The sequence below is a fragment of the Burkholderia sola genome, from assembly GCF_905400185.1.
GTDB lineage: Bacteria > Pseudomonadota > Gammaproteobacteria > Burkholderiales > Burkholderiaceae > Burkholderia > Burkholderia sola.
The window spans coordinates 2120569-2146377 of record NZ_FR989676.1 but is presented as its reverse complement, the minus strand read 5'-3'; the positions used below and the strand labels follow the sequence as shown (position 1 = coordinate 2146377).

Here is a 25809-nt window from a genome sequence, read left to right as displayed (position 1 = left end):
GAGCGGCAAGCGCCCCAAGACGCCCGTCGCTCGCCCGGTCAATACACGTCCCGCATATAGCGCCGTGCCTTCGAAAGCCGCGCGACGTAGTCGTTCGCGGCTTCGTCCGACATGCCGCCGTGCGTGGCGACGATCGCCTTCAGCGCCGTATCGACGTCCTTCGCCATCCGCGCGGCGTCGCCGCACACGTAGAAGTGCGCGCCTTCCTCCAGCCATGCGAACAGCTCGGCGCCCTGCTCGCGCATCCGGTCCTGCACGTAGACCTTGTCGGCCTGGTCGCGCGAGAACGCGAGATCGAGCCGCGTGAGGAACCCGCTGTCGCGCATCGCGCTCAGCTCGTCGCCGTAGTAGAAGTCGGTCTGCGCGTGCTGCTCGCCGAAGAACAGCCAGTTGCGCCCGCGCGCGCCGCGCGCCTGCCGCTCGTGCAGGAAGCCGCGGAACGGCGCGACGCCGGTGCCGGGACCAACCATCACGATCGGCACGTCGCCGTTCACCGGCGGCCGGAAATGCGCGGACTTCTGCACGAACACGGGCACGCGGCTGTCGTCCGCGCGATCGGCGAGGAACGTCGACGCGACGCCTTTGCGCGCGCGCCGGCCGTTGTGATAGCGCACGGCAGACACGGTCAGGTGAATCTCGCCCGCGTGCGCGCTCGGGCTCGACGCGATCGAATACAGGCGCGGCTGCATGCGCTTGAGCATGCCGACCAGCTCCGCGCCCGACAGCTCGACCGGGTATTCGTGCAGCACGTCCGCAAGCTGTTGCCCCCACAACCATTGCTTGAGGTCGGCCTTGCGATCGTCGCCGAGCAGCGACTTCAGCGCGCCGTTCGCGCTGCGCGACGCGATGAAGGCCAGCGTGTCCGGATGCGGGCGCGTGATGTCGAAGTGGCGCGCGAGCGCGTCGCCGAGCCGGATATCGCCGACGCCCGGCACCGACACGGGTGCATCGGCCTTCAGCGCGGTGACGGACAGCAGTTCGTCGACCAGCTCCGGGCAGTTGGTCGGCCACACGCCGAGCGCATCGCCGGTTTCGTATTCGAGGTTCGCGCCCTGGGTCGACAGCGACACGTAGCGCGTGTCCTTCGCGGCGCCCGGCCGGTTCAGCCGCAGGTTCGCGACGAGTTTCGACGGCGCCGGATGCGCTTTCGTCGGCAGCAGCCCCGACGGGCTCAATCCACCGGCCGGCACCGCGTGCAGCGCGGCATCGGCCTCCTTGATCCGCGCGACGACGCGCTCGAGCCATTGATCGGCATCGTGCTGGAATTCGACGTCGCAATCGACGCGCGCACACAGGCGCGCCGCGCCGAGTTCCGCGAGCCGCGCGTCGAGCCGGCGGCCGTGGCCGCAGAACTGGTCGTAGTTGCGGTCGCCGAACGCGAGCACCGCGAAATGCACGCCGTCGAGGCGCGCGGCGCTGCCGCCCTGCAACGCGTCCCAGAACTCGCTGCCGTTGTCGGGCGCATCGCCGTCGCCGAACGTGCTCGTCATCAGCAGCACGTATTGCGCGCCGGCCAGCGACGCGACCGGATAGTCGGACATGCACGCGGTGCGGATCTCGAAGCCCGCGTTCATCAGCTTGGTCGCGTAATCGTCGGTCAACGATTCGATGTTGCCGGTCTGCGACGCCCACAACAACGTGACCTTCGGGCGCGGGCGCACGATGCGCACGCCGCCGGCCGCGGCAGCGTCGGGCGGCAGCGCGGGCGCGGCACGCTCCGCGGCGTGCGCGGGCAGCGAGCGGCTGAACAGCCCCGCGAGCATGCCGTCGAGCCAGAACCGCACGGGCGGCGTCAACGGCGCGCCGGCCGGCAGCACGGGCACGCTGCCTTCGCGACGGCCGGCGCTCGCCTTCAACCCGCTGACGAGGCCGGCCACGTACAGCCGCTCGGTGTCGGTCAGCGGCGGCGGCGCGAAATCGGCGACGCCGAGCGCGGCCGCGAAAGTGTCGATGTCTGCCATGTCGGATTCCTGTGAGGCCGTGATCGGCGCTATCGCGGGCACGGGCGCGGGCGGTGCATCGTCCTCGCGTGCGTCGGTGCGCGCCGTGTCGTCGGCGGTCGACGCGAACGCGTCCGTGTCGACGCGCGTCAGCGCGACCGCGCAGTATTTCAGTTCGGGTTGCTGCGATTCCGCGTCGATCGCGTCGTTCGTCACCGCGTTAATGCACAGATCGTCGCCGTACACGTCGTTCCAGTGCATCGGCGCGAAGCAGTTGCCGCGCCGCACGCGGTCGGTCACGACGGCCGGCAGCACCGCGCGGCCGCGCGCCGAACGGATCTCGACGCTGTCCTTCGCGGCGATGCCGAGCGCGCTCGCATCGTCCGGGTGCAGTTCGACGAACGGGCGCGGGTTGAGCTTGTTCAGCATCGCGACCTTGCCCGTCTTCGTCATCGTGTGCCACTGATGCTGCAGCCGCCCGGTGTTCAGCACGATCGGGAACATGTCGTCGGGCAACTCGGCCGGATCGACGTGCGGCCGCGCAAAAAAGCGCGCCTTGCCCGACGGCGTGGGGAACGCGAGGCGCGGCGCGTCGTTGCCGCCGGCTGCCGGGCGCAGCGCCTGGTTCACGCCGTCGTTCAGGTAGCGGATCGGGTGCCGCTCGCGCGCGGCGCCCGGCGCGACCGGCCACTGTACGGGCCCATCGCGCAGCGCCGCGTGGCTCGCGCCGCGCAGGTCGTAGCCGGTCGCCGGATTCGAGAAACGGACGATCTCGTCGAACACGTCGGCCGCCGACGCATAGTCGAACGCATCGCCGAAGCCCATCGCGCGCGCGACTTCCGCGATGATGCGCCAGTCGGGCAACGCGTCGCCGGGCGGCGCGACCGCCGCGCGCATCAGCGTCATGTTGCGCTCGGAATTGATCATCACGCCGTCGCCCTCCGCCCACAGCGCGCCGGGCAGCAGGATGTCCGCGTAGCGGTTGGTCTCGGTGTCGAGGAACGCGTCCTGCGCGATCACGAGTTCCGCGGCTTGCAGCCCGGCGATCACGTTGCGCCGGTTCGGCACGGTCGCGACCGGGTTCGTGCAGACGATCCAGCATGCCTTGATGTCGCCGGCCGCCATCCGCTCGAACAGGTCGATCGTGCCGTTGCCGGTGTCCTTGCGCAGCGTGCCGGCCGGCACGTGCCACAGGTTCTCGACGAAGCGGCGGTCGTCATCGGATGCCACCGAGCGCTGGCCCGGCAGCCCCGGCCCCATGTAGCCCATCTCGCGTCCCCCCATCGCGTTCGGCTGGCCGGTCAGCGAGAACGGCCCGCTGCCCGGGCGGCAGATCGCGCCGGTCGCGAGATGCAGGTTGCAGATCGCGTTGGTGTTCCACACGCCGTGCGTGCTCTGGTTGAGCCCCATCGTCCAGCAGCTCATCCATTCCTGCGCGTCGCCGATCCATTGCGCGGCCGTGCGGATGTCGGCTTCCGCGAGCCCCGTGATCTCGGCGACGCGCTCGGGCGTGTAGTCGGCGAGGAACGCGGGCATCGCGTCCCAGCCTTCGGTGTACGTATCGATGAACTCGGCGTCGGTGCGCCCGTTCGCATGCAGCAGATGCAAGAGCCCGTTGGTCAGCGCGAGATCGGTGCCTGGCCGGATCTGCAGGAACAGGTCGGCCTTGTCGGCGGTGCCGGTGCGGCGCGGATCGACGACGATCAGCTTCGCGCCGGCCTTCACGCGATCCATCATCCGCAGGAACAGGATCGGATGACAGTCGGCCATGTTCGCGCCGATCACGAAGAACAGGTTCGCGCGATCGAAATCCTCGTACGACCCGGGCGGGCCGTCCGCGCCGAGCGACTGCTTGTAGCCGGTGCTCGCGCTCGCCATGCACAGCCGCGAATTCGACTCGATGTTGTTGGTGCCGACGAAGCCCTTCGCGAGCTTGTTGACGAGGTATTGCGCCTCGATCGACATCTGCCCCGACACGTAGAACGACAGCGCATCGGGCCCGTGCGTATCGAGCACCGCCCGCAGCCGCCGCGCGGTCTCGGCGATCGCGTCGCGCGCCGGCAGCGGCACGAGGTCGTCCTCGCGGGCGCGGCGCACGAACGCACGGTCGAGCCGCCCCGAGCGGCGCAGCGCGACGTGCGCGGACGAACCCTTCGTGCACAGCCGCCCGAAGTTGGTCGGATGGTCGGCGTCGCCGGACACCTTGACGACTTCGCCATCCTCGACGTGCAGCACCATCCCGCAGCCGACGCCGCAGTACGGGCACACGCTCTTGACGGGGGTGGCGGTCATGCGTGCTCCGGGGCGCTCAGGCCGCAATCCATACGAAGCCGTCCTCGACCCGCGACGGATACGCGCTCACCGATTTCTCGGGCGCTTCCAGGCATTCGCCGGTGCGCAGGTCGAAGTGCTGCTTGTACAACGGCGATGCAACGACGACGCGCTCGCCGAGGCTGCCGATCAGCCCGCGCGACATCACGGCGGCCTGCGACACGGGATCGACGTTGTCGATCGCGAACACGCCGCCTTCCTCGGCATGCGCGACGTGAAACACGGCGACCTGCTCGCCGTTGACGAGCGCGCATACGCCGGTGTTCGGCACGATGTCGTCGAGCGGGCACACGCGGGTCCAGGACAGCGGAAGACGATCGTTCATGATGGGCTCCTTGGAAAAGACGCTGGTGTCGGTCAGAGTCAAACGGTTGCGGGTTCGGCGACGACGGGAATCGACACGGGTTTCCCGCCCCCGCGCTCGCCGGGCGTCGCGGGCCGGATCTGGCCGCGCGTCTCGACGAACTCGATGGTCGTATCCGGCGCGTCGCTGTTCACGAAGTGGCGGAAGCGCTTGCGCGTGTCGGGATCGGTGACGGCGCGCTTCCATTCGCACTCGTAGGTGTCGACCACGTGCTGCATGTCGGCTTCGAGCTCGGCCGCGATCCCGAGCTTGTCGTGCACGACGACGTCGGCCAGATAATCAAGGCCGCCTTCGAGGTTGTCGCGCCACACGCTGGTGCGTTGCAGCCGGTCGGCCGTGCGCACGTAGAACATCAGGAAGCGGTCGATATAGCGGATCAGCGTGTCGCGATCGAGATCGGACGCAAGCAGTTCCGCGTGGCGCGGCTTCATCCCGCCGTTGCCGCACACGTACAGGTTCCAGCCCTTCTCGGTCGCGATGATGCCGACGTCCTTGCCCTGCGCTTCCGCGCACTCGCGCGTGCAGCCGGACACGCCGAACTTGATCTTGTGCGGCGCGCGCAGCCCCTTGTAGCGATTCTCGAGGTCGATCGCGAGGCCGACCGAATCGTCGACGCCGTAGCGGCACCACGTCGACCCGACGCACGACTTCACCGTGCGCAGCGCCTTGCCGTACGCGTGCCCCGATTCGAAGCCGGCCGCGATCAGCTCCTCCCAGATCGACGGCAGTTGCTCGACGCGCGCGCCGAACAGGTCGACGCGCTGGCCGCCGGTGATCTTCGTGTAGAGGCCATATTTTTTCGCGACCTGGCCGACCGCGATCAGCCCTTCCGGCGTGACTTCGCCGCCCGGCATGCGCGGCACGACCGAATACGTGCCGTCGCGCTGAATGTTCGCGAGGTAGTAGTCGTTCGAATCCTGCAGGCCCGCGTGCTCCTTCTTCAGCACGAACTCGTTGAAGCACGACGCGAGGATGCCCGCGACGGCCGGCTTGCACACGTCGCAGCCGAGCCCGCGGCCGTGCTTGTGCAGCAATGCGTCGAACGTCGTGATGCGCTCGACGCGGATCAGGTGGAACAGCTCCTGGCGCGAATACGGGAAGTGCTCGCACAGATGGTTGTTGACCGCGAGGCCCTGCTTCTTCATCTCGGCCTTCATGATCTGCGTGACGAGCGGCACGCAGCCGCCGCACGACGTGCCGGCGCCCGTGCACGTCTTCAGCGCGCCGAGGCTCGTCGCGCCGTCTGCGACGGCCGCGCAGATCTGCGACTTCGACACGTTGTTGCATGAGCAGATCTGCGCGCCTTCCGGCAGCGCATCGACGCCGATCGCCGGCTTCGCCGCGCCGTCCGACGACGGCAGGATCAGGAATTCCGGCGACTCGGGCAACTCGATGCGGTTCAGCATCATCTGCAGCAGCGTGCCGTACTCGGCCGCATCGCCGACCATCACCGCGCCGTGCAGGAACTTGCCGCAGTCGGACACCACGAGCTTCTTGTAGACCTGGCGGCGCTCGTCCGCGTACTGGTAGGTGCGGCTGCCGGCCGTCGTGCCGTGCGCGTCGCCGATGCTCGCGACGTCGACGCCCATCAGCTTCAGCTTGGTGCTCATGTCGGCGCCGGCGAACGCGGCGTCCGCCGCTTCGTCCGCGTCGCCCGCGAGCTGCTTCGCGACCACGCGCGCCATGTCGTAGCCGGGCGCGACGAGGCCGTACACCATGCCGTTCCAGGCCGCGCATTCGCCGATCGCGTAGATGTCGGCGTCGCTCGTGCGGCACGCGTCGTCGATCGCGATGCCGCCGCGCGGGCCGATCTCGAGCCCGCACGCGCGGGCCAGTTCGTCCCGGGGACGGATGCCGGCCGAGAACACGATCATGTCGGTATCGAGATGCGAGCCGTCGGCGAACGCCATCCGGTGCGCGCCTTCGTCGCCGTCGACGATTTCGAGCGTGTTCTTGCCGGTATGCACGGTCACGCCGAGCGCCTCGATCTTCGCGCGCAGCATCCGGCCGCCGCCGTCGTCGACCTGCACGGCCATCAGGCGCGGCGCGAATTCGACGACGTGCGTTTCAAGCCCCATGTCGCGCAGCGCCTTCGCGCATTCGAGGCCGAGCAGCCCGCCGCCGATCACGACGCCGCGCTTCGCGTGCGCGCCGCACGCCTGCATCGCTTCGAGATCCTCGATCGTCCGGTACACGAAGCAGCCCGCGCGATCGCGGCCCGGCACCGGCGGCACGAACGGACGCGAGCCGGTGGCGAGTACCAGCTTGTCGTACGCGAGCGTTTCGCCCGACGCGAGCGTGACCATATGCGCGGCGCGGTCGATCGATGCGACTTGCGCGTTCAGGCGCAGGTCGAATTGCGGATGGCGCGCGAAGAAGCCAGGTTCGACGAGCGACAGCTCGTCCGCCGACTTGCCGGCGAAGAATTCCGACAGATGCACGCGATCGTAGGCCGGGCGCGGCTCCTCGCCGAGCACGGTGGCCTGCAGCGCGCCGGCCACGCCGGCTTGCGCCGCGACGCATTCGAGGAGCTTGTGGCCGACCATGCCGTGGCCGATGACGATGAGTTTCATGATGACGGTTCCTTCGGTCGATCAGTTCGCGGCGCTCGCGGCGGCCAGCGCGCGATCGCGCAGCTCGGCTTCGCGCGCCTTGTGTTCTTCGCTGAAGCGCACGGCCATCGCGCACAACGCGGTCGCGGTCACGGCAAGGCCGAGCAGGCTCAACGTGTGCTGCACATCGCCGACGCCCTTCAGCAGGAAAGCCGCGGCGACCGCGCCGACGTTGCCGCCCGCGCCGACGATGCCCGCGACGCCGCCGAGCGCCTTGCGGTCGATGAACGGCACCAGCGCGTAGGTCGCGCCGCACGCCATGTGCGTGAAGAGGCCGAAGGTGAGCATCGCGACGAGCGCGATGCCGATGCCTTGCGCATGCGAGAACCAGATCAGCCCGAGCCCTTCGCCGATGATCAGCGCGCACAGCAGCGTCGCGCGCACGTCGAGACTGCGGCGTGCGGCGATCTTGTCGGACAGCCAGCCGCCGAGCGCGCGGGCGAACAGCGCGAGCAGCCCGAACATCCCGACCGCGAAGCCGGCGTCCTTCAGCGACAGCTTGAAGTGATCGACGTAGTACAGCGCGGCGATGTTGTGGATGAACACCTCGACGCCGAAGCACGCGCCGTACGTGACGAACAGCATCCACACGCGGTAGTTGCCGCAGGCCGCGAAGAAGCTCGCCCAGCCGCCCTTCTTGCCGCTGTCGATCGTTACGCCCTGCTTGCGCAGCGCGACGAAATCGCCTTGCGGGCAGTCCTGCGTGAAACGCCAGTACGCCCACGCCATCACGAGCATCGCCACGCCCGGCACGACCAGCGCGATGCGCCACGACGAATCCTCGCCGAAGCCGAGCATCAGGCCCGCGGCGACGAGCAGCGGCATCAGCGCCTGCGTCGCGCCCGCGCCGGCATTGCCCCAGCCGGCCGTCGTCGCGTTCGCGGTGCCGACCACGTTCGGCGCGAACATCACCGACGTGTGGTACTGCGTGATCACGAAGCCCGCGCCGATCGCGCCGATGCCGAGCCGGCAGATCAGGAACCACAGGTAGTCGTGCGTGAACGACACGGCGAACACGGGAATCGCGCCGAGCAGCAGCAGCCCGGCATACACGCGGCGCGGGCCGAAGCGGTCGCACATCGGGCCGACCAGCAGCCGCACGGCGATCGTCGCGGCGACCGCGGCGATGTTGATGTTCGCGACTTGCGCCGCCGTGAGATGGAATTCGCGCGCGATCAGCGGCATCAGCGGCGCGCACGCGAACCACGCGAAGAAGCATACGAAGAACGCCATCCACGTCAGATGGAACGCGCGCATCGGCGCGGTGCGGAGGCTGAAGAGATCGATACGGGTAGCTTTGTCGGTCATGTCGTCCGCCCAAACGAAAAACGGCGTCCTGCGCACCCGGTCTCGTCGAGACCCGATGCGTAGGACGCCGTTGCCCATGAAGCCCGTTGCCGGGCGCGTCAGTATTCGGTACTGCGGGCGAATCGCCGTTGATCCGCCCGAACCAGCTTACGCAAACGCCGTGCCATATCGGCACGAATCCGGCCGAAAGCCTCGTCGCACAAGGCTTGCCGGACAGCACGCGACGCGAGGCGACGCATCGCGCGCTCTCCGTCGCGATGCACCGAGGCACAGATGTGGTGCGCTGCAGCACTGTCGCCGTGCGACATCGCGGTGCGCGCGGACGGCGCACGATGCACACCGATGCGACATGGCGATGGCCTATGTGAGGCATGCGCATGCACGCGTGCGGCCATCGCGCAGTGCATCGCGGCATGCGCTGACCGCGCGTTGCGTCGGTTGGCCCGGATATTGCTGAACGCTATGCATCACCGGCAACGGCGCCGGTGGGCAGTCCCCGCAAAACCCTGCCCGCCCTTCACGGCGGGTCCGACAGGACAACGGCGTCCCCCCGTGCACGGCACGGCCGGATGCCGGTGCGTTTCGACCGCCCGCCGCCGCCGCGCAACAACGCGACATCAGACCGCCGCAGCGATGCGATGCGGCACAGGAATACGACAATGACGACAGGCAAAGTCACGCTGCTGGGCGCCGGCCCCGGCGACCCCGATCTCCTCACGCTGAAGGCGGTAAAGGCGCTGGCCGCCGCCGACGTGCTGCTGCTCGACGATCTCGTCGCGCCCGGCATTGTCGGACTCGCGCCGCAGGCGCGCGTGATCCGCGTCGGCAAGCGCGGCGGCTGCCGCTCCACGCCGCAGGCGTTCATCGAGAAGCTGATGCGTCGCTACGCGCTGCGCGGCGCGCACGTGGTGCGCGTGAAGGGCGGCGACGCGCTGCTGTTCGGGCGCGCCGGCGAAGAGCTCGCGACGCTGCGCGCGGCCGCGATTCCGGTCGAGATCGTCAACGGCATCTCGTCGGGATTCGCCGCCGCCGCGAGCCTCGGCATCTCGCTCACGCACCGCGAGCACTGCCAGGGCGTCACGTTCGTCACCGCGCACCGCCAGGACCATGGCGAACCCGACTGGGCACGGCTCGCGGCGACCGGCACCACGCTCGCGATCTACATGGGGATGAGCCGCGTCGACAGCATCGCGGCCGGCCTGCTCGCCGCGCTCCCCGCGTCGACGCCGGCGGCAGCCGTGCAATGGGCCGGCACGCCCGACGAGCGCCGCTGGACCGGCACGCTCGGCACGCTCGCGCGCGGCGTCGAAGCGGCGCGGCTCGGCAGCCCGGCCGTGATCCTCGTCGGCGGCGCGATCGGCGAAGCGGCCGCGCAGGACGCGGACGCGGCAGCCGACGCGGCGCTTGCGCGGGCCGCCTGACATGCGCGGCATCGCGCGGCCTCAGCCGCTCCCCGTTTCCTTTCGCCCCGGCCGCGCGTGCGGCCTGCCTGCATCGCTCGCCGGTTGCACCGACGCATCACTGCTCCTGTTGCCCGCCTCATGAGTTCGTCCGCCCCCGCCCGCCTGCGCGTGCTGCTCGTCACCGATACCGACAAGCCGATCGGCGAACTCGGCGACGCGCTCGCGCGCCTCGGCTACGAGATGCTGAACGACGTCGCGACGCCCGCGCGCCTGCCGGCGGCCGTCGAGGAGCAACGCCCCGACGTCGTGATCATCGATACCGATTCGCCGTCGCGCGACACGCTCGAGCAACTCGCGGTCATGCATGCAACCGCGCCGCGCCCCGTGCTGATGTTCAGCCACGACGCCGACCAGGAACTGATCCGCGCGGCGGTCGGCGCGGGCGTCAGCGCATATCTCGTCGAAGGGTTGTCGGCCGAGCGCCTCGCGCCGATTCTCGAAGTCGCGCTCGCGCGCTTCTCGCACGACGACGCGCTGCGCCGCCGGCTGGCCGACGTCGAGCGCGAACTCGAGGAGCGCAAGCTGATCGACCGCGCGAAACGCGTGCTGATGGACCAGCGCAAGCTGTCCGAACACGACGCCTATGCGGCGCTGCGCAAGCGCGCGATGGATCAGGGCCTGCGCATCGTCGACGTCGCGCGACAATTGCTCGACGCGTCACCCCAGTCATGAGTCCAATGAATACCTCTCCTCCCGCCGCGCCGGAACGCGCGCATCTTCGCCTCGGGTTCGTCGCGCTCAGCGACGCGGCCCCGCTGATCGTCGCGCAACGCCTGAACCTCGGTGCGCGTCATGGCCTCACGCTCGAATTAAGCCGCCAGCCGTCGTGGGCGGCCGTGCGCGACAAGCTGCTCAGCGGCGAGCTCGACGCCGCGCATGCGCTGTATGGGCTCGTCTGCGGGCTGCAGCTCGGCATCGGCGGCCCGCAGGCCGACATGGCCGCGCTGATGGTGCTGAACCGCAACGGCCAGGCGATCACGTTGTCGCGCGGCCTCGCCGACGCTTACCGTGAGACCGGCAGCGTGCGCGCCGCGTTCGCGACGCTCGGCCGCAAGCCGCTGCTCGCGCAAACTTTCCCGACCGGCACGCACGCGATGTGGCTGAACGCATGGCTCGCGTCGCACGGCGTCGATCCGCTGCGCGACGTGCGCAGCGTCGTGATTCCGCCGCCCGAGATGGTCGCGGCACTCGCGGGCGGCGAGCTCGACGGCTTCTGCGCGGGCGAGCCGTGGCACGCGGTGGCCGAAGCGTGCGGCGCAGGCCGCACCGTCGCCGTCACGAGCGAGATCTGGCCCGATCACCCGGAGAAGGTGCTCGCGACCCGGCGCGATTTCGTCGCACTGTATCCGGCCGCCTCACGTGCGCTGGTCCGCACGCTCGTCGACGCATGCGCGTGGCTCGACAGCGCCGCGCACCGCCGCGAGGCGGCCGACTGGCTCGCGTCGCCCGACGCGCTGGGCGTGCCGGCCCGGCTGATCGCGCCGCGCCTGCTCGGCGACTACGGCGCGGGGCCGTTTGCGACGCCGCCGCTGCCGATCCGCTTTCACGACGGCGGCGCGGTGAACCGGCCCGACCCGCGCGAGGGCCAGTGGTTCCTGTCGCAATACCGGCGCTGGGGCATGCTCGACGGTTCGCACGACGACGCGGGCATCGCCGCGGCGATCGCGCAGACCGCGTTGTATGATGCTGCGGTCGCCGAAGGCGGCGCGGCGGGTCTGTCGCTGGCGTAGCGCGTAGCCGTAGCGCGCACCGCGCAGTGCAGCCGGTCCCCGCTGGCGCCCCGGAGGCGGCGCGGCCGCCGACCGCCGGCCGCTCGTGCCGCTCGGGCGACACCGCGTTGCCACCTCATCCCCGCTCCGAATCAATGCCGAAACCAACGCGCGCGCCGCTCGACGTGCTGCTCACCGAAATCCGCGCGTGCCGTGCATGCGAAGCCGACCTGCCGCTCGGCCCGCGCCCGGTCGTGCGCGCGCATCGCGACGCACGCATCCTGATCGTCGGGCAGGCGCCGGGCGCGCGCGTCCATGCGAGCGGCATCCCGTGGGACGACGCGAGCGGCATGCGGCTGCGCGACTGGCTCGGCGTCGACGCCGACACCTTCTACGACGAGACGCGCTTCGCGATCGTGCCGATGGGCTTCTGCTACCCGGGCCGCGGCGCGAGCGGCGACAACCCGCCGCGCCCCGAATGCGCGCCGCTGTGGATCGACCGGCTGCTGGCCGAACTGCCGTCGATCCGGCTCACGCTGCTGATCGGCCAGTACGCGCAGCGGCATTTCCTGCGCGGCGCGCGCAAGGCGACGCTGACCGACACCGTGCATGCGTGGCGCGACTACGGCCCCGCGATCCTGCCGCTGCCGCATCCGTCGCCGCGCAACCAGGCATGGTTCAAGCGCCATCCGTGGTTCGACGCCGACGTCGTGCCCGAACTGCGGCGCCGGGTCGCGCCGCTCGCGACGGGCTGACCAGGTAGGCGCGGGGCCGCGCCCGTCCCCGTCGCGCCCGGTTCGCTGTACCATCGCGGCTCCACCGCGTCACGAACAGCACAATCCTTCATGCCCTCCACCGCCCCGCCGCGCCTGTACGGGATGCCCGAACGCAGCGACCGGCTCGATTTCTACATCCGCGACCAGGCGTCGCGCCAGGCGATCACCGAGCCGCACCGGCACGCGTATTTCCAGATCCAGTTCAATCTCGGCGGCGACACCGAGCAGCGCATCGGCGGCGTCACGCGACCGTTTCCGCGCGGCGCGCTCGCGTTCGTGCTGCCGCACCGCGAGCACCTGATTCCGCACCCGGAAGGCGCGCATTTCATCGTGATCAACTTCAGCCAGGCGTTCCTGCGCGCCGATCTCGACGTCGATCCGCTCGATCTCGAGGACGTGCCCGCGCACCGCTTCCCCGAGCTGACGCCGTTCCGCTTCCAGGAGCACGTCGATTTCATCCTGACCGGCGATACGTACGACGAAGCGCGCCGCCTCGCGCTGTGCATGCTCGACGCCGATCGCGTGCGCACGTTCGGCTCGACCACGTTGCTGCGCGGCTACCTGCTGCAACTGATCGGGCTCGTCTGCACGCAGTACGCGGGCGCGCTCGACAAGCTCGCGCAACGCGGCGCCCAGCGCGCCGGCCGGCGCGACGCACTGGCCCGCGTGCTGCGCCACGTGCGGGCGAACCTGACCCGGGAGGACCTGACGCTCGCCGCGACCGCCGAAGCCGCGTTTCTGTCGCCGAACTACCTCGCGCACCTGGTGCGCAAGGAAACCGGCAGCACCTTCACCGATCTCGTGACCGAGCGCCGGATCGCGCTCGCGCAGTCGCTGCTGGCCCATACCAGCCGGCGCATCGCGGACATCGCACGCTCGGTCGGCTTTCGCGACGAAGGCTATTTCGCACGGCGCTTTCGTGCGCGGGTCGGCGTGTCGCCGAAGGCGTACCGCGACGCGAACGCCGCGCTGCCCGCCGCCGACGACGCGCAGCCGGCCGCCGACGCGTAGTTTTGTCCCGGTAAAACGCAGTTGCGTCGCATCCGCGCGCACGCGCGTCGGGTATCGTTGCACGCATGCCGGCCGACGCGCCGGTCGTCCGTCTTCCTACCGAACGAGGCCAATCCGATGTCCGCCTATGTCATCGACGCCGCTGAGCGTCCTTCCGTCGAAGTCGAACAGTCGTCCGCGCGCTTTCCGGTGCGCCGCGTCTTCTGCGTCGGCCGCAACTACGCCGACCACGCCCGCGAAATGGGCGCCGACCCCGACCGCGAACCGCCGTTCTTCTTCACGAAGCCGGCCGACGCGATCGTCCCGGCCAGCGGCACGGTCGCCTATCCGCCGCTGACGAACGACCTCCACCATGAAATCGAGCTGGTCGTCGCGATCGGCAAGGACGGCCGGTCGATCGACCCGGCCGACGCGCTGTCGCACGTGTGGGGCTACGGCGTCGGCGTCGACCTCACGCGCCGCGACCTGCAGGCCGAAGCGAAGAAGCTGAGCCGGCCGTGGGACTGGGCGAAGGGTTTCGACGCATCGGGCCCGGTGACCGCGCTGCGCGCGGCGACGGCCACCGGCCACCCGGCGACCGGCCGCATCTGGCTCGCGGTCAACGGCGACACGCGCCAGCAAGGCGACCTCGCCGACATGATCTGGCCCGTGCCCGACGTCATCGCGTACGTGTCGCGCTCGGTCGAGCTGAAGGCCGGCGACCTGATCTTCACCGGCACGCCGGCCGGCGTCGGCGCGCTGCAGCCGGGCGATCGCGTGACGGGCGGCGTCGACGGCATCGCGACGTTCGAATTCGTGGTCGGCGCGAAGCCGTAACGCGACATGCGCGGCGGCCGCGTGCCCGGGCCGCCGTGCGAGATTCTGATGCCGGTCAGTCGTAGCGGCGCAGGAACGCGTCGGCGACGGCGGGCGGATTCAGCGCTTTCGCCGATGCGTTTTCCAGCGCCTCGGCCGCGTCGTCGTCGCTGATCGACACGAACAGCGTGATGGCCGCCCTGTCGTCACCCGTGCCGAACACGCCGTCGCGATCGAGCAGCCGCAATGCCGCGATCATGTCGACGTGCAGTTGCCGGGAAAATTCGCTGAAGCGCGATTGGACGAACTGCGGGCTCAGCACTTCGTCGGCGAGCCTGCCGCAGATCGCGTTGAACGGCGACGCCTCGGCCGCCGCGTACGCCCATTCGGACACGCCCCACACGAACCACGGATCGTCGTCCGCCACCGCCTGTTGCGCGCGGATTCGGCGCAGCCCTTCGACAGAATTGGCGGCCGGCACCACCGTCATCGCGCCGCTGTCGGTGTACAGCGCAAACGCATAGAAATGCTCGTCCGGGTGCAACGCCCGCAGCGCCCTGAAGGTCGCCCTCGCGGCGTCGGCAATGTCCCGCTGGAAATCAGAAAAGTCGCTCATCGCATCCTCGTCCAGTCGCCCTTTGCGCTCGCCGGGACACGCGGCGCGCGGATCATGCGTCGTCTCCCGGCATGCGGCGGATTGTCCGTCATTCGGCCGCGCGCCGGTACCGGGGCGCACCCGCGCTCACCGCCCGGCGTCTTGCCCGTCGAACGCCCGCACGCACACGGCGGCCGCCAGCGCGATCGCCGCCGACAGCAGCATCATCGCGAGCGGCAGGTAGCCGGCATTGCGCGGGGTCAGCAGCGCGCCTGTCAGCGACGACAGCGCGGCGCCGCCGCCGATCGTCATCGAGCCGGCCAGCCCCGACGCGCTGCCTGCCAGCTCCGGGCGCACCGACACCGCGCCCGCATGGGCGCCTGGATTGCTCAGCCCGTTGCCGATGCCGACCAGCACGCACGGACCGAACCATGCGAGCGCGTGCGTCGCGCCGCCGGACACGAGCGCGAGGCCGGTCAGCGGACCCGCACACGCCGCGACCCGCCCGCACAGGATCGTCGTGGCCAGCGCGTAGCGGCGCGCGACCCGCGCGGCCAGCAAGCTGCCACCCACGAAACCGGCCGTGATCGTCCCCATGTAGAAGCCGATCTCCGCCGGCGCGATGCCGAACAGCGTTTTCGCGGCGAGCGGCGCGCCGGCCAGGAAGGCATAGAACGTGCCCGTCGAAAACGCCATGCACAGCGCATAGGCCCAGAAACGGCGCGCACGCAGCAGCGCCGGATACGCACGAAGCTGCTGCGCGAAGCTCGACGGCCGGCGCGTATGGGTTTCGACGAGATCGAACGCGCACCAGCCGAACAGCGCACTGCCGACCGCGCCGAGCAGCCAGAAGCTCGCGCGCCACCCGACCGTCTGATCGAGCACGCCGCCGAGCGTCGGGCCGAGCATCGGCGCGAACGCGGCGGCCATCGCCGCATAGCCGATCCGGCTCGCCGCGCGCGCCCCGCCGCCGGTATCGCGGATCGCCGCCATCGACACCGGATAGACCGACGTGATCGCCGCCTGCATCAGCCGGCAGCCGAGAAACACGCGAATATCGGTCGCCATCGCGCAGCCGAGCGAACCGAGCGCGAATATCGCGACGCTCGTCAGCACGATCGGCCGCCGCCCGAACCGGTCGGACAGCGGCCCCGTCACGCATTCGAGCGACGCGGCCACCGCCGCATAACCACCGAGCGACAGCGCGACGAGCGCATAGTCGGTGTGCAGGTCGCGCACGATCGCCGGCAGCGACGGCAGGAACAGGCTCAGCGGCAGCACCGACAACGCGCACAACAGGATCAACGTTGCGTGTCGCGGCGACGCCGGATCGGAAGCGGTCGACAGGTTCGATGACAAGCGGATGCCCTCCCGCGCACGGGCCGCACGGCCGTGCGCAACACAAAAAAAAGCCCCCGAACGAGTCGGGGGCGCATGGGTGCCGGCGCGGTGCCGCTACCGGACCCTGCGCCTGTGGACTACTACGATGAAGCAAGCCGTTTTCATGCCGAATGGCTCCTGAATGCGTGGCGGACCGCCAGCGATACCGGACGATGTTAGGCGGACGCTAGCAGCCGCGTCAACGCCCTACCGCACGCGCACCGAGACGAACTTCCGCGCGTTGTTGCGCTGGATCAGCACGGCGATCACGCTGCCGCCGCTCGCTTCGAGCGTCTGCACGTCGTCCGGCGTCTCCAGCAGCGTGTCGTTGAGTTCCAGCACGACGTCGCCGGGCAGGATGCCTGCGCGCGCGGCCGGGCCGTGCACCGCGTCCACCATCATCCCGATCGCGAGCCCCGTCGACCGACGCTCGGCGTCGCTCAGCGCGTGCATCGTCAGCCCGAGGCGATCGCCGCGGTCACCGCTGGCACCGCCGTCGCCGGGCTCGCCGGCGGCCGGCCCCGGCCCCGGCCGTCCAGCGGACTTAGGTGCGGCCATGCCGACCGTTGCGGCCGCGCTCATGCCCGCGTCGTCGGCGCCGGTGATCGTCAGCTTCACCGGCGCACGGTTGCGGATCACGCGCAGCGGCGCCTTTGCGCCGGGCAACAGCGCGGCGGCCAGGTCGTCCAGTTCCGCCGAGCGACCGATGGTCTTGTCGCCCATCTTCACGATCACGTCGCCGGGCTTCAGGCCCGCCGCGGCGGCCGGCGAGCCGGGCGCGACGCCGTTGACGAGCGCGCCTGCCGGACGCGGCAGCCCGAACGCCGCGGCCAGCCCGACGCCGACGTCCTGCACGTCCGCGCCCAGCGCATTGCCCGACGGCGCAGGCGCCTGGGCCTGCTGCGCCTGCTGTTGCGTCTGCATCTGCGCCTGCTGTTGCGCGCGCAACTGGGCGCGCATCCTTGCCGCGAATGCGATCGGGATGGCGAACGTCGTGCTTGCGTAGCGATCGGTGCCCGTATAGACCTGCACCGCGATGCCGATCACGTCGCCCGCGCGATTGAACACGGGACCGCCCGAGTTGTCCGGGTTCGGTGCGATGTCGGTCTCGAAGAACGGAAACGCGCTGCCGTCCGGCAACCGGCGCGACGTCGCGCTGACGATGCCGGCCGTGACCGTGTTGCCCGATCCGTCCGGCGCGCCGATCGTCATCACCGGTTCTCCCGCGCGGACCTTCGACGAATCGCCGACGCGCACGAACGGCAGCTTCGTCGCGTCGACGCGCAGCACGGCGACGTCGCTTTGCGGATCGACGGCCAGCACCGTCCCCTTGAATTCGCGGCGGTCGGTGAGCCGCACCGTCACGTCGGTCACCTCGTCGACCACGTGGGCGGACGTGAGAATCAGGCCGTCGGCGCTGACGATGAAGCCCGAGCCGCTGCCGGACACCGCACGCGGCGTATCGGACGCCGGCGCCGCCTGTGCGGGCGGCGCCGCACCGTGCCGGAAGAACGCGGCGAGCGGATCGTCGGGATCGAGGGCGGCAAAGGCCGGCCCGCCGGTTTGCGGATCGGGTGTGGCGGCCACGATGGTCACGACCGCCGGGCCGTAGCGCTCGACGATCGCCGGGAAATCGACCGGCATCGCGTAAGGCGCGGCGGGCGGCCGCACCTTCATCGCCGGTGGTGCGGCGTGCGGTGCGAGGGTGCCGGCAACGGCGGCGGGCGGCGGCCAACATCCGGCAAACACGCCCCCGATCAACGCGGTGCGAAGCACGGCGCGAGCAAGCGTCTGGCAAACCACGGTGCCACCTCCCCCGGCAGCCGCGACGCTACCCTGCGCGAGACGCGCAGGCGCCCGACAAGCACCGGTACACCCAACCATTTATAGCGCACGCGCCGGTTGGAACACACGAATCGAAACCCGTATGCCGGGAGGCGCCGTGGCGGCGGAACCGCGACGGCGTTCGTTTCGAACAAAGCGCGCGGTTCGTCAATCCGAATATCCACCACGCAGCGGTGCGCGTGCCGGCGTCAGCGTGACGGTCTGCGGGCAATCATCAGCCTGTCGCGCATCACCGACAGACAGCATGCGAAGCGCGGATGGTCCGTCATCGGTCCGCATCCGTCGACGAGCCGGCACCCGCTCCGTTCAGTGGCACGACAATACCGCCACCCCGCCGACGCCTTGCGTGTTCGGCAACGCAGCCGTGTAACCGACGGCGACCAGCGGCTGGGCCGCGTCATGTCCGACAACGATCGATTGAATCGTTGCGGGCCCGGTGGTCTTCAACACACCGTTCAACGGCACCTGCGTATATGTCAGCCCGTGTTGCGCACTTCCGAGCTGGATCGACAGGTTCAGCGTGGTGAGCATGCGCGTGACCGGATCCAGCATGGCCGAAGCCGAAACGAGCGTCCCATCCGCGCCGCCGTTGTTGCTCGCCACCGTGTCGGAGATTACCTGCGTACACGAAAGCGGAGCGCCCGTGGCGGGCAACGACAGCGGCGTGCCGACCGCGTAGTGCACGCCCTGCGCATCGGTATAGGTATTGCCGTCGGTGTCCATCGCGCGATTCCACCGGCCGATCGCCACATCGGTGCCGACGCCCTGGATCTCGGTCACGGCCCCGTGGTCGAGCCCGAGGCAGTCGGTCGCCGCCGCCGACGACGCCAGCGTCGTAAACGCGCCGCTTCCCTGCTGAACCAGGCTCGTCGCCGGCACATTGTCCGCCGTCATGTTGCGGTTCTTCGCCCACTCGCTCGGCAAATTCGGCACTACGAGCACCGCCAGTTGGCCGTTGTTCGCCGCAACCGGCGACGCCGCGCCCGAATAGCTGAAGCGGCCGTTCGGTCGGCAGGCCGTGGGTGCGGACGGCTGGGCAGGCGCGCCCGGCGCCGGCGTGGCGGGCGGCGTGACCGTCGGCGTTCCCGCCGTATCGTTGTTCGATGCGTTGCTGCCCGTTTTGGCCGCGCCACCGTCATCGCCGCCGCCACACGCCGCCAGCATCAACACCGTACTCGCCAGACCCACCAGACAGACTTGCTTGCCCCGCATGCTTTACCTCGTTTTCTCGTTGTAGAAACCATCATGACGCGCGCTCAGTTCGCGCCGTTGTCGTTTGCCGTACGCGCGGGCGCCATTCGCAGCGCATCCACCGACTTGACCAGCCCCCATGCGCCGACGCCGCCCAACGCGAGCGCGCCGAACCACCAGGACGTCGGCCAGATCTCGAGCAGGCTCTCCCTGGTGAGGACGAACGGCGATTTCAGTGCGACGATGACCACCGCGGTGTTGTAGCAGGCGTGAATCAACATTCCCGGCAACAACGATCGGGTAGCCGCATAGAGCTTTCCGATCAACAAACCGAGTCCGAATGCGAGCGCGAATTGATACACATTCAAGTGTGCGAGACCGAACACGGCGGCCGAATGCGCGATAGCCGTTCCCTCCGGGTACTGTCGCAAGAAGCTGCGCAGCATCACGCCGCGAAACAACATCTCTTCGAGTAGCGGCGCAATCACGCAGGTCAATACGATCAGGCCGAGTCCGCCATTCGCATAAACCTCGTCGGCGTCCTCCCGGCTTCCGCTCCACGGGAAAAACTGCCCGACGCCGACTTCAAGCACGCTCATCGCCACGAGCAATGCCGGTGTGATCAGCAAAACGGGCACGAGAAATCGCCTGATCGTCGTTCGCCAGGAATCCACGCTGTCGTGCAGCAGGCTACGGTAGGTCAATTTGCTGTGATGAAGCAGCACCGTAAATAAGAGCCCGTTCGCGAGCACCCTTCCGATGCTGGCGATCGCCATCGTCTGAAGCCCTGCGTTGCGGCCGAGCGACCAGATAATCGAGTTCGTCAAATACTCGACCAGGTTCAGCACGACGACGATAAAAAACGCTTCCAGCAGATTCGGGAAGCAATAGTGGCTTGAATCGGGTTTCATCTGGCTCTGTACGATGTCGCAGACGGCACACGCGGTGATTGCGCGCTCGGATGCCTGCGGCCGATCTCATCGGATCGGCATTTTTATTTATAGGAGCACATGGCCGATGCGACGCATCGCGACTTGCGCCGGCCTTCGTCCTCCACTATCCATTCATCATGAAAAAGTAACCGCTTGTCACGGGGCAGAATCGTCGCTCATGGCATGTGTCGTGGCAAGCGACATTGAACATCCCTTACGATCGAAAAAGCAAGACTTTCGATTCACGTCGCGCGTTCAGGAAACTTCAATATCAGGATATCGGCCGATTTTTTAAAATATTGAATGTTTTGCTGACGGCGCAGCCTTTCGGTGTTTTAAAGCACCGGTTACTTGACGCACCAGTAACGCGCGGCGAATTCCTTGTTGATTGTCACCGAGACCGTCCCGTAAGCGCCGCGCGGCGGTTTGCCGTCGGTGCAGGCGGCGCTGTCCGATACCTCGTACGTGATATTGCCGCGCTTGAACGACCAGTCGGTGCTCACGCACGGATTCGTTCCGCCCGTGGTTTCCGTGCCGCCGCGCACGTCGACGTCCGGCTTCCCGTCGACCGGATGCAGCTTGTTCCATGCGCGGTAGCGCAATGCGCGATCCGCCGCGTGGTCGATCACGATGTGATGCTTGTCGGTATCGCAGACGAAGCCGTCGCGCGTCGGTTGCGCGTGAGCGGCGACGGTCGCCCACGACGTGCAGGCAATCACAGCGAACAGCAGGGATGGGCGGAGCGTCATCACGATCGGGCAGCAAGCAGTTGAAATCGAGAAACCATACCATCACGCGCCACCCGCGCCCACCCGCTCCGCGATCGTCGACACCATCCGCAACATCGGCTCGAACGCGTCGGCCGACGTATTGCCGAAGCCGAGCACGAGCCCGTTGCCGGCCCGCGCCGCATCGATCGCGAAACCCGACAGCGGAAACGGCCCGATGCCATGCGCGCGCGCCGCTTCGACGATCGCGCGATCGCGATAACGCGCCGGCAGCCGCAACGCGAGATGCAGCCCGCACGGGCCGCCCTCGACCTGATGCGGCACGCTCAGGCTGCTGTCGAGCGCGGCGAGCAGCAAACGCCGCCGGTCGCGATACAGCCGGCGCATCCGCCCGAGATGCCGGCCGTACTCGCCCGTCTCGATGAAATCGGCCAGCGCGAGCTGCACGTGGCGCGTCCCGCCGCGCAGCATCTCCGGCAGCGCCGGCCGCACGGCGGCCAGCAACGTGTCGGGCAGCACGAGAAAGCCGATCCGCAGCGCCGGAAACATCGTCTTGCTGAACGAACCGAGATAGACGACCGGCGAATCGGACGCGAGCCCCTGCATCGCGCCGATCGGCTCGCCGGTGTGACGGAATTCGCTGTCGTAGTCGTCCTCGATGATCCACGCGCGATGGCGGCGCGCCGCATCGATCAGCGCGAGCCGGCGCGAGATCGACAGCACGGCGCCGGTCGGGAACTGGTTCGACGGCGTCGTGTAGACGAGGCGCGGCGGTCGCTCGCGCCAGTCGTCCGGTTCCGCGCGCAGCCCTTCCGCGTCGACCGGCATCGGCACGACGTCGAGGTCCGCCGCCTGCATCGCGGTGCGCGCGCCGCGATAGCCGGGCTCCTCGACCCACACCGTATCGCCCGGATTCGTCAGCAACTGCGCGCACAGCGCGATCGCGCCCTGCGCGCCCTCGGTGATCACGATTTGCTCCGGGTCGCAGCGCACGCCGCGCGTGACGGCCAGATGGCGCGCGATCGATTCGCGCAACGCGGGCTCGCCGAGCGGATCGCCGTACGCCAGCAGGTCGCGGCCGGCGCGGCGCAACGCGCGGTCGATCGCATGCCGCCACGCGTCCACCGGGAAATGCGACAGCGCGGGCACGCCCGGCCGGAAGCCCTCCGATTCGCCGGTGCCGACGAGACTCGGGCGAATCCGGCCGAGCCGCTGCGCGACGGCCGGCGGCGCCGCACGCCGGCGCGGCGGCGTGGGCCGCGACAGCCCGACGACCCGCGTGCCGCGACGGTCCGACTGCAGGAAGCCTTCGGCGACGAGCTGCTCGTACACGGCGGCCGTCGTATTGCGCGACACGCCGAGCGTTTCGGCCAGCGCGCGCGTGCCGGGCAGCCGCGTGCCGGCCGGCATCGCGCCGCCGAGAATCGCGTCGCGCACGCGGCGCAGCAACTGGCGCTGCAGCGAAGGCGCGCCGGGCGCGCGCGCCAGCGGCGCATCGAGCGGTAGCAACGGCGCGTCGGCGGAAGGAAAGGCAGTCGTCATCGGAACATTGCAGCGTGAAAGGCGGGAACGGGACGGATGGGCGGTGGCGCACCGGTAAGCGCTCATACGCCTGACGGCCACCGCTCATGGCACCATAAATTTGCCATACTCTGGCGCTTCTCATGGTACCTCGCCGGGACTACGATCGTCTGCATGCCGGCATGTCGCCGGCCGACAACCGAAGCGAGATCGACCTTGCCCACGCTCACCAACGCTTTCCAGCAGCCCATCGGCCACCCCGTTCCCGACTGGTCCGCGCGTCCGCGCCCCGAGCGCATCGCGCTCGAAGGCCGTTACTGCCGACTCGAACCGCTCGACGCCGAGCGCCACGCGGCCGACCTGTACGCCGCCTACGCGCAAGCGCCCGACGGCAGCGACTGGACCTATCTCGCGCACGGCCCGTACGCCGACGCGTCCAGCTACCGCGACTACGCGCGCGGCGCGCAGGCGAGCGCCGATCCGCTCCACTACACGGTGATCGATCGCGCCACGGGCCGCGCGGTCGGCACGCTCGCGCTGATGCGCATCGATCCGGCCAACGGCGTGATCGAGGTCGGCTCCGTCACGTTCTCGCCACTGCTCAAGCGCACGCCGGTGTCGACGGAAGCGCAGTTCCTGCTGATGAAGTATGCGTTCGACACGCTCGGCTACCGGCGCTACGAATGGAAGTGCGACGACCTGAACGCGCCGTCGCGCAAGGCGGCTGCGCGCCTCGGCTTCCGCTACGAAGGCACGTTCCGGCAGGCGATCGTCTACCGCAGCCGCAATCGCGACACCGCGTGGTTCTCGATCATCGACGGCGAATGGCCGGACGTCCGCGCCGCGTTCGACGCGTGGCTCGCCCCGGATAACTTCGACGCCGAAGGCAACCAGCGCCAGTCGCTCACCGCGATCCGCCACGCGCAAGCCGCCGCGCGCGATGCGGCCAGCCGCGCAAACGACGCCACGCGCGTCACGGTGCGCCCGCTCGTCGCCGCCGACGAAGCCGCGTGGCGTCCGCTGTGGCAGGGTTACCAGACGTTCTATGACACCGCGCTGAGCGGCGCGGTGTTCGCGACGACCTGGGCGCGCCTGATGGACCCGGCCGAGCCGATGTTCGTGCTCGGCGCGTTCGACGCGTCCGGTGCGATGGTCGGGATCGTGCATGCGATCTACCACCGCTCGTGCTGGACGGAAGGGCCGTACTGCTACCTGCAGGACCTGTACACGGCGCCCGACGCGCGCGGGCAAGGCGCGGGCGGCGCGCTGATCGAGGCCGTGTACGAACGGGCCCGCGAAGCCGGCGCGAGCCGCGTGTACTGGCTCACGCACGAAACCAACACGACCGCACGTGCGCTGTACGACAAGCTCGCGAACAACGCCGGGTTCATCCAGTACCGGCACGATCTGAAGAAGTAACGTCGTCGCCCGGACGGCGTGCGTCGCCGTCCTCCGGCGCGCCATCACACGCCGAACCGTCCATACCCGACACCGCTGCCGGGTGGATCATCTAGTCGCCATTGGCCGGCACGGGCCGCCGCACCGGCCGGAACACCGGCTCGCCCGGCTCGATCGTCTGCCCCGAGAGCGCGCAGCGACCGGGCTGCAACGCGACGCGCAGGCGCCAGCGCTGCTCGCCGTAATGACAGCGGCCGCTCTCGACCCATCGCACCAGCAGTGCATCGTCGCCCGCCTCCAGTACCGTGACGAACAGTTGCGGGCGCAACGGCGACGCCGCGGCCGTCGCGTGCGCCGGAATCGGCGCGAGCGGATGCGCGACCACGCCGTCGCGCGACGGCGGCGCATCGTCTCCGTCGAGCGTGGACGCGAGCACATCGCACGATCGGTCTTCTTCGCAGATCAGGCTTTCCATGATGTCGAGCATGCTTGACGGATTTCCGTGCAGGTGGACCGACGCAGGCGCAGCACTCAGCGCCGCCCCATCGGTTCGCGCCGCAGGAACAGACCGATCGCCGCGCCGGCAGCCGCGCGACGGCGGCATGGCGGCATGGCGGCATCGGCCGCGACCGGCGCTTCGGTCATCGTCACCGCCATCGAAGCGGCAGCGTGCAACGGGATGCCTGACGCGAGCGCAATCGGACTGCCGCACATGATACAAATTGAAGTTAACTTCAAGTAAAGGGGTAGCGTGCGCAACGATCCGTTTCGGCGATGACGACAATGGCCGGCGCGACGCCCGACGGCGTCCTGATTTAAGCTGTTGGCCTCGCCCCCGACAACGCTGCGCACCTACGCATGCCGACCGCCTCCCCCGCCCCGGCCACGCTGTTTCCGCTCGACGAGGCGTGGTCCGCCTTCCCGCGCCGCAAGGCGGCCGTACGCGCGTTCATCGCCGGATACTGCGCCGCGCGCGACCGGCGCGATGCGCCGCTGTACGACGGCCCGGACGGCCATGTCGTGCAGTTCGACGACGCGATGGGCCGGCCGTTCGAGCATTTCATGATCGAGGGTGCGCCCGTCGCCGGCGCCGGCCCGTTTGCCGTCGGCGCGTGGATCACGCGCTACGGCGCGGCCCCGCTGCCGCCCGCGCTGCACGGCAGGACGCGCCGGCTGACCGACGAGCACTTCATGGCCGCCGATATCGACGGGCTGTCCGGCGACGACGCGCTCGCGCGAGCACTCGCCTGCGACACGCCGGACGCCATCGCGGCGTTCAACGCCAGCGGCGTCTTCCCGCCGTTCCAGCCGAATCCGGCCGCGGTCCTGTTCGCGCACCGCATCGACGGCCAGATCGCGGCCACCGCGCGCTATGGTTTCGCGTCGCCGCGCGATATCGTCGTCGACCGCGTCGGGACGGCGGACGCATACCGGCGTCGCGGCCTGGCGACGCAGCTGCTCGCCGCGATCGTCGCGCACGCGCGGCACCGCGGTGCGCAGCGCGTATGGCTCATCTCGACCGAAGCCGGCCAGCCGCTGTACCGCGCTGCGGGATTCACGGCGCTCGCGACGGTTGCCGTCGACGAAGTGCTCGCCTGACTGCGGATCGAGCAACGCTGCCCGTGGCGGTTCGTCTCGCGATTCGTCTCATTGCGCTGAGACGAACGTCCCGGCGTCTCACTCGACTCGCCGCTTCGCTATCGCAGCAAATTCGACCCGCCATTTCTTCCGAACCTTTACCGGACGGCGAAAAGCGACATGGTGCAGTGCGCGTACCGGCATCTTCCGACCGCCACGCACAGCCCCGATTCACGCTGGCCCCGTTCCTGCATACCGGTCGATCGCGCAATCGCGCGACGGGCGCACCGGCAGCGTTGCCGCACGCCCGACGACAACCTGACGGAGACAGC

19 protein-coding genes and 1 pseudogene are annotated in these 25809 nt (G+C 69.5%); 8 read left to right on the top strand and 12 right to left on the bottom strand.

The window, feature by feature from the left end; genetic code table 11:
* Positions 1 to 38 precede the first annotated feature (38 nt).
* The 4 genes from KR541_RS26060 to KR541_RS26045 are packed head-to-tail and all read right to left on the bottom strand — an operon-like array spanning position 39 to position 8555.
* Entirely contained in the window at positions 39 to 4232 is a 4194-nt protein-coding gene (locus tag KR541_RS26060) for a bifunctional nitrate reductase/sulfite reductase flavoprotein subunit alpha (protein ID WP_089489415.1), read from the bottom strand.
* A 16-nt stretch (positions 4233 to 4248) separates the two neighbouring features.
* Positions 4249 to 4596, bottom strand: coding sequence for a nitrite reductase small subunit NirD (nirD, locus tag KR541_RS26055; protein ID WP_050012744.1), 348 nt, complete (start codon positions 4594 to 4596; stop codon positions 4249 to 4251).
* Positions 4597 to 4634: 38 nt separating this feature from the next.
* The gene (gene nirB, locus KR541_RS26050) at positions 4635 to 7208 is read right to left on the bottom strand and encodes a nitrite reductase large subunit NirB (RefSeq protein WP_050012745.1); all 2574 of its coding nucleotides are present in this window, start codon (positions 7206 to 7208) and stop codon (positions 4635 to 4637) included.
* Between the two features lie 21 nt (positions 7209 to 7229).
* Positions 7230 to 8555, bottom strand: coding sequence for an MFS transporter (locus tag KR541_RS26045; protein WP_050012746.1), 1326 nt, complete (start codon positions 8553 to 8555; stop codon positions 7230 to 7232).
* 659 nt (positions 8556 to 9214) lie between these two features.
* Between KR541_RS26045 and cobA the strand changes: the two genes are divergently transcribed.
* The 6 genes from cobA (at position 9215) to KR541_RS26015 (ending at position 14330) form a co-directional block, all read left to right on the top strand.
* A complete protein-coding gene (cobA, locus tag KR541_RS26040) occupies positions 9215 to 9976 on the top strand; it encodes a uroporphyrinogen-III C-methyltransferase (RefSeq protein WP_050012868.1) in 762 nt (253 codons plus the stop codon).
* A 120-nt stretch (positions 9977 to 10096) separates the two neighbouring features.
* Complete coding sequence (locus KR541_RS26035) at positions 10097 to 10690, top strand: ANTAR domain-containing response regulator (protein WP_050012747.1); 594 nt, start codon at positions 10097 to 10099, stop codon at positions 10688 to 10690.
* Between the two features lie 5 nt (positions 10691 to 10695).
* The gene (locus tag KR541_RS26030) at positions 10696 to 11748 is read left to right on the top strand and encodes a CmpA/NrtA family ABC transporter substrate-binding protein (RefSeq protein ID WP_050012748.1); all 1053 of its coding nucleotides are present in this window, start codon (positions 10696 to 10698) and stop codon (positions 11746 to 11748) included.
* Between the two features lie 134 nt (positions 11749 to 11882).
* Positions 11883 to 12482 (top strand): uracil-DNA glycosylase family protein, encoded by a 600-nt coding sequence (locus tag KR541_RS26025; RefSeq protein WP_050012749.1) that lies wholly within the window; start codon positions 11883 to 11885, stop codon positions 12480 to 12482.
* Positions 12483 to 12572: 90 nt separating this feature from the next.
* Positions 12573 to 13514 carry a helix-turn-helix transcriptional regulator gene (locus KR541_RS26020; protein ID WP_050012750.1) on the top strand — a complete coding sequence of 314 codons (942 nt, stop codon included), beginning with the start codon at positions 12573 to 12575 and terminating at the stop codon, positions 13512 to 13514.
* Positions 13515 to 13631: 117 nt separating this feature from the next.
* A complete protein-coding gene (locus tag KR541_RS26015) occupies positions 13632 to 14330 on the top strand; it encodes a fumarylacetoacetate hydrolase family protein (RefSeq protein WP_050012751.1) in 699 nt (232 codons plus the stop codon).
* Positions 14331 to 14385: 55 nt separating this feature from the next.
* Here KR541_RS26015 and KR541_RS26010 read toward each other — a convergent pair whose 3' ends face one another.
* The 7 genes from KR541_RS26010 to pdxR all read right to left on the bottom strand — a co-directional run bounded on the left by KR541_RS26010 (position 14386) and on the right by pdxR (position 22522).
* The gene (locus KR541_RS26010) at positions 14386 to 14925 is read right to left on the bottom strand and encodes a DUF4303 domain-containing protein (protein WP_050012752.1); all 540 of its coding nucleotides are present in this window, start codon (positions 14923 to 14925) and stop codon (positions 14386 to 14388) included.
* A 126-nt stretch (positions 14926 to 15051) separates the two neighbouring features.
* Positions 15052 to 16263 (bottom strand): MFS transporter, encoded by a 1212-nt coding sequence (locus KR541_RS26005; RefSeq protein ID WP_216089888.1) that lies wholly within the window; start codon positions 16261 to 16263, stop codon positions 15052 to 15054.
* Positions 16264 to 16491: 228 nt separating this feature from the next.
* A complete protein-coding gene (locus KR541_RS26000) occupies positions 16492 to 18087 on the bottom strand; it encodes a trypsin-like peptidase domain-containing protein (protein WP_179233170.1) in 1596 nt (531 codons plus the stop codon).
* A gap of 348 nt (positions 18088 to 18435) precedes the next feature.
* Entirely contained in the window at positions 18436 to 19341 is a 906-nt protein-coding gene (locus KR541_RS25995; RefSeq protein WP_050012755.1) for a hypothetical protein, read from the bottom strand.
* A 44-nt stretch (positions 19342 to 19385) separates the two neighbouring features.
* A complete protein-coding gene (locus KR541_RS25990) occupies positions 19386 to 20231 on the bottom strand; it encodes a CPBP family intramembrane glutamic endopeptidase (protein WP_050012756.1) in 846 nt (281 codons plus the stop codon).
* Between the two features lie 368 nt (positions 20232 to 20599).
* Positions 20600 to 21001, bottom strand: coding sequence for a hypothetical protein (locus tag KR541_RS25985; RefSeq protein WP_235356178.1), 402 nt, complete (start codon positions 20999 to 21001; stop codon positions 20600 to 20602).
* A 42-nt stretch (positions 21002 to 21043) separates the two neighbouring features.
* Positions 21044 to 22522: a MocR-like pyridoxine biosynthesis transcription factor PdxR gene (gene pdxR, locus KR541_RS25980; RefSeq protein WP_050012757.1), complete on the bottom strand. Its 1479-nt coding sequence runs from the start codon at positions 22520 to 22522 to the stop codon at positions 21044 to 21046.
* 195 nt (positions 22523 to 22717) lie between these two features.
* Here pdxR and KR541_RS25975 point away from each other — a divergent pair, with 195 nt between their 5' ends.
* A complete protein-coding gene (locus KR541_RS25975; protein ID WP_050012758.1) occupies positions 22718 to 23920 on the top strand; it encodes a GNAT family N-acetyltransferase in 1203 nt (400 codons plus the stop codon).
* On the opposite strand, the pseudogene KR541_RS25970 reads toward KR541_RS25975, so the two are convergent.
* Positions 23889 to 24386 (bottom strand): annotated as a pseudogene (locus tag KR541_RS25970) (DUF3331 domain-containing protein). The gene KR541_RS25975 and the pseudogene KR541_RS25970 overlap by 32 nt on opposite strands.
* 371 nt (positions 24387 to 24757) lie before the next feature.
* On the opposite strand from KR541_RS25970, the gene KR541_RS25965 reads away from it, so the two are divergent.
* Positions 24758 to 25498 (top strand): GNAT family N-acetyltransferase, encoded by a 741-nt coding sequence (locus tag KR541_RS25965; RefSeq protein ID WP_050012760.1) that lies wholly within the window; start codon positions 24758 to 24760, stop codon positions 25496 to 25498.
* The last annotated feature ends 311 nt before the right edge of the window (positions 25499 to 25809 follow it).

Excerpts from the sequence above, each read along its gene's own strand:
- KR541_RS25995 (WP_050012755.1), bottom strand. The coding sequence starts at position 19,341 with ATGCGGGGCAAGCAAGTCTGTCTGGTGGGTCTGGCGAGTACGGTGTTG.
- pdxR (WP_050012757.1), bottom strand. The coding sequence starts at position 22,522 with ATGACGACTGCCTTTCCTTCCGCCGACGCGCCGTTGCTACCGCTCGAT.
- nirB (WP_050012745.1), bottom strand. The coding sequence starts at position 7,208 with ATGAAACTCATCGTCATCGGCCACGGCATGGTCGGCCACAAGCTCCTC.
- KR541_RS25965 (WP_050012760.1), top strand. The coding sequence starts at position 24,758 with ATGCCGACCGCCTCCCCCGCCCCGGCCACGCTGTTTCCGCTCGACGAG.
- KR541_RS26060 (WP_089489415.1), bottom strand. The coding sequence starts at position 4,232 with ATGACCGCCACCCCCGTCAAGAGCGTGTGCCCGTACTGCGGCGTCGGC.
- KR541_RS25990 (WP_050012756.1), bottom strand. The coding sequence starts at position 20,231 with ATGAAACCCGATTCAAGCCACTATTGCTTCCCGAATCTGCTGGAAGCG.
- nirD (WP_050012744.1), bottom strand. The coding sequence starts at position 4,596 with ATGAACGATCGTCTTCCGCTGTCCTGGACCCGCGTGTGCCCGCTCGAC.
- cobA (WP_050012868.1), top strand. The coding sequence starts at position 9,215 with ATGACGACAGGCAAAGTCACGCTGCTGGGCGCCGGCCCCGGCGACCCC.
- KR541_RS26010 (WP_050012752.1), bottom strand. The coding sequence starts at position 14,925 with ATGAGCGACTTTTCTGATTTCCAGCGGGACATTGCCGACGCCGCGAGG.
- KR541_RS26035 (WP_050012747.1), top strand. The coding sequence starts at position 10,097 with ATGAGTTCGTCCGCCCCCGCCCGCCTGCGCGTGCTGCTCGTCACCGAT.
- KR541_RS26025 (WP_050012749.1), top strand. The coding sequence starts at position 11,883 with ATGCCGAAACCAACGCGCGCGCCGCTCGACGTGCTGCTCACCGAAATC.
- KR541_RS26045 (WP_050012746.1), bottom strand. The coding sequence starts at position 8,555 with ATGACCGACAAAGCTACCCGTATCGATCTCTTCAGCCTCCGCACCGCG.
- KR541_RS26030 (WP_050012748.1), top strand. The coding sequence starts at position 10,696 with ATGAATACCTCTCCTCCCGCCGCGCCGGAACGCGCGCATCTTCGCCTC.
- KR541_RS26015 (WP_050012751.1), top strand. The coding sequence starts at position 13,632 with ATGTCCGCCTATGTCATCGACGCCGCTGAGCGTCCTTCCGTCGAAGTC.
- KR541_RS26020 (WP_050012750.1), top strand. The coding sequence starts at position 12,573 with ATGCCCTCCACCGCCCCGCCGCGCCTGTACGGGATGCCCGAACGCAGC.
- KR541_RS25985 (WP_235356178.1), bottom strand. The coding sequence starts at position 21,001 with ATGACGCTCCGCCCATCCCTGCTGTTCGCTGTGATTGCCTGCACGTCG.